The sequence below is a fragment of the Paenibacillus sp. MDMC362 genome (assembly GCF_003269305.1).
Lineage (GTDB): Bacteria > Bacillota > Bacilli > Paenibacillales > Paenibacillaceae > Paenibacillus_AQ.
The window spans coordinates 42,830-54,401 of sequence record NZ_QLYT01000008.1 but is presented as its reverse complement, the minus strand read 5'-3'; the positions used below and the strand labels follow the sequence as shown (position 1 = coordinate 54,401).

The following is an 11,572-nucleotide window of genomic DNA, read 5'->3' as shown; positions in this document are numbered from 1 at the left end:
GTTTGTCGATTTCGTATTTTTGGAGCCGGGAATTTCTAAGTAAGCGTTCGATTCTCTGGTTGCTGCTCATATGCAACATCCTTGGAACGATTTATGGATACATATGGTATGGGAGTCAAATGGTCGATACCGTGGAGCATGGCTTGCTATGGCAGGTCATATTCGTACCGGACAGCCCGACGGCCAGTTTATTCTTCAGTTTAGCGCTTCTGCTGCTCCTTTACCCGCCTCGGGGGCTTGGAGGTTCCTTGTTTCAGCAATTCATTGAGGCGCTGGCGGTCGTTACTTCGGTGAAGTATGGAATATGGGCTGTTGCTATCATATTTGCCGGACAAGCCCAAGGGGATGTGCTGGCATGGCAGGATTGGATGCTCGTTGCTTCACATACCGCGATGGCGGTAGAAGCGTTATTGTTCGTACGATTGTTTCATTATCGCTGGACAGCGCTCACTGGGGCCATTGCATGGACACTGTTGAATGACACCGTAGATTATACGTACGGCGTATTTCCTTGGCTGCCGGGTCAATTATATGATGACCTTTCAGCGGTCGAGCTGTTCACCTATCTATTGACTCTCTTCAGTGGTTTTGCCGGCTGGATCTTCATGAAATACGGGAATTCCAAACACCGTTAGCCGTGCAGGCAACGCGGTTCTATGAGCATCCCTTCTGCCATACATATACGGTAGGAGGGATGTCCCATGTTTCGAACCTTTCCGAAGCTCCTGCTGTGCCTGTCTGCACTGCTTATGCTGGTTACCGTCAGCATGGGTGATTCTGTATGGGCTACCCCGGCAAATGAACAGTCGGAGACTTCGCCCGCCGCATCCATACAGGCCAAGGCGCTGAACAAGGAAGTGGAGCAGCTATACCGTCATGTGGAGGAAGGCAATGTCCAAGCCGTGCTGGATGATATTCGCCGGGTATCCGGGTTGTTTGAGGCTTCGTCATTTCAGGGGTTGACCGGTGTAGAAGGTATTCATGTTTTGGCTGAGAGCATTCTGGAGATGAAGGAAGCCACGGCACGGGCCACGCAGGAGCCGCAGCACTGGATGGTGTCCGCAGGTAAACTCCGTATGGCAACCGATAGCCTGATCCATGCCAGAGATGCGTTATGGCTCCAATATTACAAGGTCATACGTGAAGACCTGAGAGTCATGGGGGAATATGCCGCCCAGCAGGATCAGGCTGGCATGAGACGAGCGTATGCCAGCCTCAGTGAACATTATGAACTCATCCGTCCTTCCGTTGTCATACAGCGAAAGCCTGAGGATGTCAACATGATGGAGTCCTGGATATCCTATGCCGGGGGTCTGGTGTCTTCGGGGGACACGGCACAGGTGCAAAAAATGGTTCCGCAGGGCGAGGAAATGATCAACACATTGTTTGGCAAGAAAAAGGATGAACCTGCCCTAGCTCCACTGGGAGAGGTCAAGGAACCATGGACCTGGCAGCTGGTCATCGGCGCTTTCATTTTGGCGGCATTAACGTTTGCTGGATACCGCAAATACCGTGGTCAGCTGTATAGCTCAAAACCAATGTTCCCTCGCAAAATGTAGGCGGGAATCCATAGCTGTTCCGATTGTGGCCCGGTGCGAACCGGGCTATTCCTCTTTAAATCCTTCGCCATGCACATCATTGACATCATTAATGATTATAAATGCCCGAGGGTCCAGCGATTTGGCGATTCCCGTTAAGCGGCGAATTTCCTGCCGGGATACGACGCAGTATACCATATGCTTGGCTTGCTTGGAGTAGGCGCCGATGGCGGGGATTAGCGTAACCCCGCGATCCATCTCGCTTGAAATGCGATGGGCGATTTCGGGCGCCTGATCACTGATGATGGTGAAGGCTTTGGCGGCATAAGCGCCTTCCTGTATGAAATCGATGACCTTGGAAGCGATGAATACGGCGACGAGGGTATACAATATCCGCTCGAGCGGGATAAAGAATAAGGAAAGCCCGATGATCAAGATATCCAGGGATAGAATAATTTGGCCCATGCTGAAGCCGAATTTCCGGTTAATGATTCTGGCAATAATGTCTGAACCGCCCGTCGTACCGCCAAACCGAAACACAATGCCGAGCCCTGCCCCCAATGTGACACCTGCGTAGAGCGCAGCAAGAATATAGTCCTGTTCGGTATGAAACGGCACAACATAGCCGCGGTCGATTAGCGCTTCAAACAGCCACAGAAACAGGGTTAATGAGGCAATGCCCAGACCTGTGTAAATAGACTGGCGTTTACCGAGAATTTTCATGCCGACCAGGAATAGCGGGATATTGAGCGCCATGGTTGAGATGGACGGCGATATGTTAAAGGCATAGTTAAGCAGTACGGTAATGCCGGTGACGCCCCCCTCCATGAGCTCATTCGGAATGATGAAATACATAAGGCCGAATGCGTAAATGGCGGAGCCGGCGATGATCGGAATGATCGTTTGAAGCTGATGGAGCAATTTGGACGATTTCATAAGACCCCTCGCATTCCCGATGGTGGATATTACCCGTATGTCCGGGTTGCTCGTACACCTACCTAGTATGTGCCGATCATGTCGCAGCCATAAAAAATTATTTGTTTTCAAATCCGCTTTACGATAACATAGGTTTAAAACCAATCGCTCGTCATGAGAGAATGCTGCTTTTCAGCTTGAATTTACAAGTTGAGGCAGACTGTGCAGTGAAGGGAGTTATAAAGTCTTGGGAAAATCAATGGCTGAAATGCAGCAGGAAGTCGATCAATACATATCACAATTCAAGGAAGGTTATTTCAGTCCTTTATCCATGATGGCCCGGATGTCGGAAGAGGTGGGCGAGCTCGCCAGAGAGGTTAATCATCAGTTCGGAGAAAAACCGAAGAAAGCGGATGAAGCAGACAATTCCATCGAAATGGAACTTGGAGATATATTGTTTATTACGATTTGTTTTGCCAATTCCCTTGGCATCGATCTCGCGGAAGCGCACGCGAAAGTCATGCATAAATTTGCGACGCGTGATGCCGATCGTTGGACGAAAATAAACACCGATTAGGCTGTTGCTACATATGCTGTACCAAACCCGCTGTGGGGAGGGACAGCCCGTGAAACCTGAAAGTTATATACAAAAAGCATATCGATGCATACTTCAGAATGATTTCGAAGAGGCGTTACGTTGGTTTGAGCAAGCGATCATTGCGAATCCGGGAGATGCGGAAGTGCATTACCGATGCTCCATTACCTACGGCAGAAGCAACAAACTGGAAATGGCGATTACTCACGCGGAAGAAGCCGTCCGGCTGCAGCCGGACAAACCGGAATTTGCACTTCACTTACAGCATATCAAAGCGGCGGAGCTGGTGCAGCGTGCCAGAAAAATGGTGGAGAATCGCAAGGATGTAACCAAGTCTGAACTCTATCAGGCCGTGTCTCATCTGAAATCAGCCGTAGCGATGGACCCTTTATACGCCCAGGCCTACGTATGGCTTGCTCTGGTCTACAGCGAACTTGATGAGCATGCACGCGCCATTTCCACGCTAAAAGAGGTCATTTCATTGTACCCGCAGGAGAGCGGGCTTCAGCATATTATGGAGGAACTCAAACAGCGCTTGAAATCATATATGCAGGTACAGCATCGGATTGAAAGTGAGGACATGTAGAATGGCAAACAAATGGACAGTTGCGGTCGTCGGTGCCGGCGGCCGTATGGGTAAAGAAGTAGTGAAGCTTGTTTTGGGCGATGACGAACTGGAATTGGTTGCCGCTGTAGGCCGGTCGGATGCAGGTGCTGATGCAGGGACGCTTGTGGGTCTTCCTGCCTGCGGCATTACGGTGACTTCCGATCTGGAGATGGCGCTGGTCGAATCGAAACCGGATGTCATGATTGATTTTACAGCACCGCAGTTTGCCTATACCAACACGGCTCTGGCCATTAAGCACGGCGTACGTCCGATCATGGGCACAACCGGCTTCACGCCAGAGCAAATCGAAGAGTTGGACAAGCAGTGTGCGGAGCAGAATATCGGCGGTTTGATCGCCCCGAACTTCTCCATCGGAGCGATCCTGATGATGAAGTTTGCCGCTGCGGCTGCCAAATATTTGCCTCATGTTGAAATCATTGAAACTCATGGCGACCAGAAGCTTGATGCGCCATCGGGAACATCGATCAAAACAGCTGAAATGATTGCCGCAAACCGCGAGGAGATCCGGCAGGGCAATCCGAAGGAAGAAGAGGTCATCGAGGGCGCCAGAGGCGGGTATTATAACGGCTTCCGCATTCACAGTGTTCGTCTGCCGGGCGTATTTGCCCAGCAGGAAGTTATATTTGGCGGTTACGGACAAAGCTTGAAGATTCGACATGATTCCTATGAGCGTGCAGCTTATATGCCGGGCGTGAAGATGGCTATAGAGAAGGTAATGGGGTATACCGGCTTGGTCTATGGATTTGATCATTTTATCGACTAACATAGGGGAGAAATTACTATGAATATTGCATTTATCGCTCATGACCGAAAAAAAGAGGAAATGGTCAATTTCGTTATCGCGTATGAAAATGTATTCGAAGATCATAATCTTTACTCAACGGGAACGACGGGAACTCGTATTATGGAGCAAACCAACCTTAGCATTCACCGTTTTGCTTCAGGGCCGCTTGGCGGCGACCAGCAGATAGGCGCACTCGTTGCGGACAATGAGATGGATTTGATCATTTTTTTACGGGATCCTTTGATGGCACAGCCTCATGAACCGGACATTAACGCACTTCTTCGTCTGTGCGACGTGCAGGGAATTCCGCTTGCTACCAATGTGGCAACGGCCGAGATTCTTGTTAAAGCGCTGGACCGTGGCGATTTTGCATGGCGGGAACTCGTTCATAAATACAAACCGGGTGTGGATAGCTAATGAACAGCAAACTGGATATCTTAATCTTCGGAGCACATGCAGACGATGCCGAGATCGGAATGGCGGGAACGATTGCAAAGCATACGGCTGCTGGGCTGTCGGTCGGGATCTGCGATCTGACAAAGGCCGAGATGTCGTCCAACGGCACGGTCGACCTTCGCAAGAAGGAGGCAGACCAAGCTGCCCGGATTTTGGATCTCAAGGTCCGTACGAATCTGGGATTGCCGGACCGCGGCTTATTTGTGACACCGGAAAACATTGAAGCGGTCACAGCCGAGATTCGCAAGTTTGCTCCCTCGATTGTGTTTGCTCCCTACTGGGAGGATCGCCATCCGGACCATGTGGCTTGCAGCCGATTGGTTGAGGAAGCGGTATTTAATGCCAAGCTTCGCCGTTACATGCCCGAGCAGCCGCCGGTTAAGGTGGACGAGCTTTATTTTTATTTCATAAATGATATCGGAAGAACGGACCTGGTCGTTGACGTTACGGATGATTACGCCGTTAAGGAGCAGGCCCTGTCTTGTTACCGTTCCCAGTTCCAAAAGGCTGAAGAAGATGCAGTCTCTACCCCGCTGACCGAGGGGTACATAGAGCGTGTGCGGGCCAGGGATTCACTGCTTGGAGCGCGCAGGCTTATTCCTTATGCAGAAGGTTTCGCTTGTAAAAGTCCGTATGTTGTTCATCTATTCGGCTCCAAGCAGGCATAATATATAGAGGCGTACGTAAAGGAGGCCTGACATGAATCAACAACCATTAAAAATCGGCATTACCTGTTACCCTTCATTGGGCGGGTCGGGCGTGGTGGCGACAGAGCTGGGGAAACTCCTGGCCGAGCAAGGCCACCAGGTTCATTTTATTGCTCACAGCATTCCGTTCCGGTTAGGAACTTTCCATAAAAATATTTTTTATCATGAAGTTGAAGTGAACGACTACTATGTGTTTCGATACCCGCCATATGATTTGTCGCTAGCGACAAAGATGGCTCAGGTAGCCAAAATGCAGCAGCTTGATGTGCTTCATGTGCACTATGCGGTGCCGCATGCCGTGTGTGCCTTCTTGGCAAAGCAGATGGTCGGAGATCAACTGAAGGTCGTCACGACGCTGCATGGAACCGATATTACGGTTCTGGCACAGGATGAATCGCTGAAGGACCTGATTCGGCTCGCCATTAACGAAAGTGATGCCGTTACGGCTGTCTCTCGGGATCTCATTCGAGAAACGCGGGAGCTGCTGGATATAAGCCGGGATATTGACCTTACCTACAATTTTGTGGATCCCCGGGTGTATTATCCGCGGGATTCGAAATCGCTGCGTAAAGATTATGCGGATGAGAATGAAAAGATTTTGATGCATATTTCCAACTTCCGTCCGGTAAAACGGGTAGCAGACGTGCTGGAAATATTCGCCCAGGTCCAGGAACAGGTACCGGCGAAACTGCTGCTTGTCGGGGAAGGGCCGGAGCTTCCGAAAATCCAATGCCGGATCAATGAGCTCGGACTCGGCAGCAAGGTGCATTTTCTAGGCAAACAAGATGAAATTGCGCACGTGATATCGATGGCCGATGTGCTGCTGCTTCCTTCCGAGAAGGAAAGCTTTGGGCTGGTTGCTCTGGAAGCGATGGCCTGCGGAGTGCCTACCGTCGGCTCCACGGCAGGCGGGATTCCCGAGTTGATTACACATGGCGAAACCGGCTATTTGGCTCCAATCGGAGACACCTATTCAATGGCTCAGCATGTGCTTGAAATATTAAAGGATGAAGCGCTTAGTGAGCGGCTTCGCAAGGCTTGTCTCCATCGTTCTAAGACGATGTTCTGCAATGAATTGATACGGGGCAAGTACGAAGAAATATATTACCGAGTATTGGGACGGGAGGTTAGCGAGCTGAAGCCGGTCTGCGGCTAAGCTCGACCCTCTCGTTGTTTTTCGGATAAAGGAACGGGAAACTATGGCAGATATGTTTAATTCAATACGATGGAGCAACGCGGATCCTGATATGGCTGAGCGGAGTGCGGACGTGGTCCGGACTCTGCTTCGGCATGGACATGAAGCGTATTGGGTCGGAGGCTGTGTCCGTGATGAATACATGGGACGCAGGGTCAATGATATGGATATAACTACCTCCGCCTTGCCCGAAGTTACCTGTTCTATCTTTCCCAAGGTTATTCCTACAGGAATCAAGCATGGGACCGTGACGGTGCTGATGGAGGGCCAGTCTTTCGAAGTGACGACCTATCGCGTGGAGAGTGGTTACGAGGACCATCGTCATCCAACGGAGGTTGCTTTCGTCGAAGAAGTGACGGAGGATTTGCGACGGCGAGATTTTACGATGAACGCGATGGCCCGAGGGATTGATGGCTCCTGGGTAGATCCGTTTGGCGGACGGGCCGATATTGACAGGCAGGTGATCCGCTGCGTGGGCGATGCACGCCTCCGTTTCCGCGAAGACGCCCTGCGCATGGTTCGCTGCATCCGTTTTGCTTCCGTGTTCGGTTTCTCTATTGCGGTTCATACATGGAGAGGAATTCTCTCGGAGAGAGACACCTTAAGCTGGATTGCGATGGAACGCATTCGCAGTGAATTTGAAAAGATTTTAACGGGCCCGGCCCCCTTACGCGGATTGGAGCTGTTTGTCCGCAGCGGCTTGTACGCCCGAATGAAAGCACCCTTTCCATATACCGGGCATGACACGAAAGCGATCGAAGCCATGAATGGGATCAAGCCGGAGCACTCTACGATCCGCTGGACGCTGCTGCTGCTTGCCTGCGGCATTTCAGCCCAGGAAGCAGAGGAGCTGTTGAGATCGTGGACGTTCTCCAATAAGCAGCGGGAAGCCATCGTGAAGCTGCTCGCGCTTCATGAGTCCTATCGACAAAAGAAGGAAGGGGAAGCTACCGAAAGCGCCAGGCACCGATGGGTTAAGCTCGTCCTTGCCCACGGAGCCGAGGCAGCTCAAGGATGGCTGCAGCTGCAGAAGGCGTTGAACCATACGGGAGCAGCCTCAGCTTCATTAAGCGTAATTGAACAGCTTGACGGTTGGCTCCGGGAACTCCGGATTCGGAGTTTGAAAGATTTGGCCATTACCGGAAACGAACTGCTTGAATCGCTGGACAAGCGTGGAGGCCCATGGCTAGGAGCACTTCTCGGGCAATTGCTGGAGAAAACGGCGGCAGGTTTGATTAACAACGATAAGGAATCGTTGATTGAAGAAGCAAAGCGGGTGGTAATTCAGAATGAAGGACTATGATCAAGACAATACGCTTCTGAAAATGTTCCAGGAGCATTCCGGGCAATTTTTGTCCGGAGAAGAGATCAGCCGTAAATTGTCCATTAGCAGGACGGCCGTATGGAAGCAGATCAATAAGCTCCGTCAATTGGGATATGATTTTGAGGCCGTTCCGCGGCTTGGCTACCGCATGTTAGATGAACCGGACAAACTGAGCGTGGCGCAACTGAAAGCGGGAATGACCAGTCAAACCTTCGGTAAAAAGCTGATGCTGCTTGACAAAACGACATCAACTCAGGAAGATGCCCGGCAATTGGCGGAAGAAGGGGCAGCCGAAGGCACCCTTGTGATCTCGGAAGAGCAGACAGGCGGTCGCGGAAGAATGGGAAGGAAATTCCATTCCCCCAGAGGCAAAGGCATATGGATGAGCCTGGTGCTCAGACCGAAGCAGCCGCTGCATTTAACCCAGCAGCTGACCCTATTGACAGGCGTAGCGGTATGCCGTGCAATTACGAAGTGCGCCGGTGTTCAGACCGATATTAAATGGCCAAACGACATTCTGTTTCAGGGTAAAAAGGTTTGCGGCATTCTGCTGGAGTCTGCAACAGAAGACGAAAGGGTGCGCTACTGCATAGCCGGTATCGGAATCAGCGCCAATCTGAAGGAATCGGATTTTCCGGAGGAACTGCGCGGCGTTGCGACGTCGATTCGCATGGCTTGCGGAGCAACCGTCAACCGGACAGCGCTGATCCAGTCCATCATGGCGGAGATGGAGGTTCTATATGAATTGTATAACGAGCAGGGCTTCGAGCCTATCGCCTCTCTCTGGGAAGCATTATCCGGGACGGTGGGCAGGGAAGTTCAGGTGCAGACGGCCCGTGACCGTTTTAGCGGGATTGCCACAGGACTCAATCGAGACGGCGCGCTGCTGGTTCGCAATCAAGATGACGAGCTAATTCCCGTATATTCCGGTGAAATTCTTTTTAATACCAGGTAAATGAAACATGGTGAAATCATGGCTCGAATTTGTTATACTATGACCAAGAGGCGGTATCGCCATAAGCGAATTGCACTCTTCAGCAAGTAGCAACGAACAATATTTATTTTTTAGAACACCTTCATAACTGTTATGCCGGTTACGTTGGATTCTGCTCTGAGCCGAAAGGACCGAGACAGAAGGGACGATCGCAAGTGACTCTTTTTTGCCTTTCGGACTTTTTAGCAAGTATGTGCTAAAAGGTTTTTTTTATTGTGTCTAACTTATTTACACAAAGGAGGCTGTGTCACAATGGCAGGCAAACAACCACTGAACATCGTAAAGATGAAGAACATGAAGAAGAAGGGTGTACCGATCACCATGCTGACCGCGTATGATTATCCTTCCGCCAAACTGGCGGAGGAAGCGGATATTGATATGATATTGGTAGGAGATTCCCTCGGTAATGTCGTGCTTGGCTATAACTCCACCATTCCGGTTACGCTTGACGACATGGTATACCATACCCGTGCAGTCGCTCGTGGGGCGGAAGAAACGTTCATCGTAGCGGATATGCCGTTTATGACCTACCACGGAGATATTGATGAAAGTCTCCGCGGGGTGCGGAGATTGATGCAGGAAGGCCATGCGCATGCCGTGAAAATGGAGGGCGGAGAAGAAATCGCCGGCACCGTGAAACGGATTGTACAGTCCGGCGTACCGGTGCTGGGCCATATCGGGCTGACGCCTCAATCGGTGAATCAGATTGGCGGCTATCGCATTCAAGGCAAGGATGCCCAAGACGCGCAGCGGCTCATGAATGATGCGAAGGCACTTGAAGCGGCTGGAGCATTTGCCATTGTACTGGAGTTGGTTACGGAAGAGGCAGCTGCGGAAATATCCAAAGCGCTAAGCATACCGACGATTGGCATCGGAGCGGGACGTTACTGTGACGGTCAGGTGCTGGTATTCCATGATATATTGAAGTACGCGTCCCCTTATCGGGACAAACGCTTCGTGAAAGTCTACGCCGATGTCGGCTCCATCATCCGGGAAGGCATCACGCAGTACGTGAAGGAAGTGAAGGACCGCTCATTCCCGGCCGAGGAGCATGTCTTCAAGGCCGAGAATCATGCAGGTTCGGAAACGACAACCACATTATATGGAAGCCAAAAGGAAAAGGTGGGCACGACATCATGAAAGTGATTCGCACCATTGCGGAACTAAGATCAGAACTCCAGGACCGCCGAGAATCCGGCAGTGGTCCGGTAGGACTTGTGCCTACGATGGGTTATTTGCATGAAGGGCACGCCAGCCTGATGCGCAAGGCGCGTGAAATGGCAGGTACGGTGGTCGTCAGTATCTTTGTCAATCCGATTCAATTCGGACCGGGTGAGGATTATGAGACCTACCCACGGGATGAGGCACGCGATCTGGCGTTGGCGGAATCCGAAGGGGTGAATGTGGTTTTTATTCCCACGGTTCAGGAAATGTATCCCCAGCCAACCAAAACGAAGATTGCCGTATCGGACATTACCTCATTGTTGTGCGGGGCCTCCCGTCCCGGGCATTTTGACGGTGTTACCACGGTTGTTAATAAATTGTTTAATATCGTAAAACCTGACTATGCTTTCTTCGGAATGAAGGATGCCCAGCAGGTGGCCGTGATTGAGCAAATGGTACAGGACCTGAACATGGACGTGACCATCGTGCCTTGTCCGATCATTCGCGAAGCTGACGGCCTTGCTCTAAGCTCGCGCAACGTGTATTTGAAGCCGGAAGAGCGGGAACAGGCACTTGTGCTGTCGGGCTCATTGCGGACGGCCCAGGAGGCAATCCGGCAGGGACAAGCGACGACGGCAGGAGAGATCCGTGCGCATCTTCGGGATTATATATCCCGGTCCCCGCTCGCAGATATTGATTATGCAGAATTGCTCACTTTCCCGGAACTTGTTCCGGTGGAAGATTCATATCGCATTGCGGATGAAGGCAGAACCGTCATTATGGCGCTGGCCGTACGATTTGGCCGTACCCGCCTCATTGACAATGCGTTACTTCAACCAAAAGTAGGGGGATCCCATGTTTAGAACAATGATGAAATCCAAAATCCACCGCGCGACGGTGACGGAAGCCAATCTGAACTATGTGGGCAGCATTACCATTGATGAGGATCTAATGGAGGCTGCAGATCTTCTGGAGAATGAAAAAGTTCAAATCGTGAACAATAACAATGGCGCCCGTTTGGAAACGTACGTGATCAAAGGCGAACGCGGCAGCGGCGTGATTTGCCTGAACGGGGCAGCTGCAAGGCTTGTACAGCCTGGCGACAACGTCATTATCATTTCTTACGCCATGATGTCCAAAGAGGAATACGACAATCACACCCCAACGGTCGTGATCGTTGACGAATTGAATAAGCCGGTAAACACGGAATACCGTGAGGTACACGCCGCGGTTCTCTAAAGGTCATCCAAGAACCAAAATGTGTCGGGACCT

The 11,572-nt window shown here is 51.1% G+C and carries 14 protein-coding genes; 13 read left to right on the top strand and 1 reads right to left on the bottom strand.

The features are described 5' to 3' along the window. Positions 1-2 precede the first annotated feature (2 nt). Entirely contained in the window at positions 3-635 is a 633-nt protein-coding gene (locus tag DP091_RS02420) for a DUF1405 domain-containing protein (protein WP_113056911.1), read from the top strand. A 66-nt stretch (positions 636-701) separates the two neighbouring features. After that, positions 702-1,559 carry a sporulation protein YpjB gene (locus DP091_RS02415; RefSeq protein ID WP_113056910.1) on the top strand — a complete coding sequence of 286 codons (858 nt, stop codon included), beginning with the start codon at positions 702-704 and terminating at the stop codon, positions 1,557-1,559. Positions 1,560-1,604: 45 nt separating this feature from the next. Here DP091_RS02415 and DP091_RS02410 read toward each other — a convergent pair whose 3' ends face one another. Next, positions 1,605-2,474: a YitT family protein gene (locus DP091_RS02410; protein ID WP_113056909.1), complete on the bottom strand. Its 870-nt coding sequence runs from the start codon at positions 2,472-2,474 to the stop codon at positions 1,605-1,607. A gap of 226 nt (positions 2,475-2,700) precedes the next feature. On the opposite strand from DP091_RS02410, the gene DP091_RS02405 reads away from it, so the two are divergent. The 11 genes from DP091_RS02405 (at position 2,701) to panD (ending at position 11,539) form a co-directional block, all read left to right on the top strand. Then, positions 2,701-3,030, top strand: a complete 330-nt coding sequence (locus DP091_RS02405; protein ID WP_071218387.1) for a nucleotide pyrophosphohydrolase — start codon at positions 2,701-2,703, stop codon at positions 3,028-3,030. A 49-nt stretch (positions 3,031-3,079) separates the two neighbouring features. Continuing rightward, positions 3,080-3,634, top strand: a complete 555-nt coding sequence (locus DP091_RS02400; RefSeq protein ID WP_113056908.1) for a tetratricopeptide repeat protein — start codon at positions 3,080-3,082, stop codon at positions 3,632-3,634. A gap of 1 nt (position 3,635) precedes the next feature. Then, complete coding sequence (gene dapB / locus DP091_RS02395; RefSeq protein ID WP_113056907.1) at positions 3,636-4,439, top strand: 4-hydroxy-tetrahydrodipicolinate reductase; 804 nt, start codon at positions 3,636-3,638, stop codon at positions 4,437-4,439. An 18-nt stretch (positions 4,440-4,457) separates the two neighbouring features. After that, on the top strand, positions 4,458-4,877 hold the full coding sequence (gene mgsA, locus DP091_RS02390; RefSeq protein WP_113056906.1) for a methylglyoxal synthase: 420 nt from the start codon (positions 4,458-4,460) through the stop codon (positions 4,875-4,877). Continuing rightward, positions 4,877-5,584, top strand: a complete 708-nt coding sequence (gene bshB1, locus DP091_RS02385; protein WP_113056905.1) for a bacillithiol biosynthesis deacetylase BshB1 — start codon at positions 4,877-4,879, stop codon at positions 5,582-5,584. Before mgsA ends, bshB1 begins: the two co-directional genes overlap by 1 nt. A 31-nt stretch (positions 5,585-5,615) precedes the next feature. After that, complete coding sequence (bshA, locus tag DP091_RS02380) at positions 5,616-6,779, top strand: N-acetyl-alpha-D-glucosaminyl L-malate synthase BshA (RefSeq protein WP_113056904.1); 1,164 nt, start codon at positions 5,616-5,618, stop codon at positions 6,777-6,779. A gap of 43 nt (positions 6,780-6,822) precedes the next feature. After that, on the top strand, positions 6,823-8,121 hold the full coding sequence (locus DP091_RS02375) for a CCA tRNA nucleotidyltransferase (RefSeq protein ID WP_113056903.1): 1,299 nt from the start codon (positions 6,823-6,825) through the stop codon (positions 8,119-8,121). After that, positions 8,108-9,097, top strand: coding sequence for a biotin--[acetyl-CoA-carboxylase] ligase (locus DP091_RS02370; protein WP_113056902.1), 990 nt, complete (start codon positions 8,108-8,110; stop codon positions 9,095-9,097). The genes DP091_RS02375 and DP091_RS02370 overlap by 14 nt, the downstream gene beginning before the upstream one ends. A gap of 291 nt (positions 9,098-9,388) precedes the next feature. After that, on the top strand, positions 9,389-10,276 hold the full coding sequence (gene panB, locus DP091_RS02365) for a 3-methyl-2-oxobutanoate hydroxymethyltransferase (protein ID WP_113056901.1): 888 nt from the start codon (positions 9,389-9,391) through the stop codon (positions 10,274-10,276). Next, positions 10,273-11,163 carry a pantoate--beta-alanine ligase gene (gene panC / locus DP091_RS02360; RefSeq protein ID WP_113056900.1) on the top strand — a complete coding sequence of 297 codons (891 nt, stop codon included), beginning with the start codon at positions 10,273-10,275 and terminating at the stop codon, positions 11,161-11,163. The genes panB and panC overlap by 4 nt, the downstream gene beginning before the upstream one ends. Next, on the top strand, positions 11,156-11,539 hold the full coding sequence (gene panD, locus DP091_RS02355) for an aspartate 1-decarboxylase (RefSeq protein ID WP_071218377.1): 384 nt from the start codon (positions 11,156-11,158) through the stop codon (positions 11,537-11,539). The genes panC and panD overlap by 8 nt, the downstream gene beginning before the upstream one ends. The last annotated feature ends 33 nt before the right edge of the window (positions 11,540-11,572 follow it).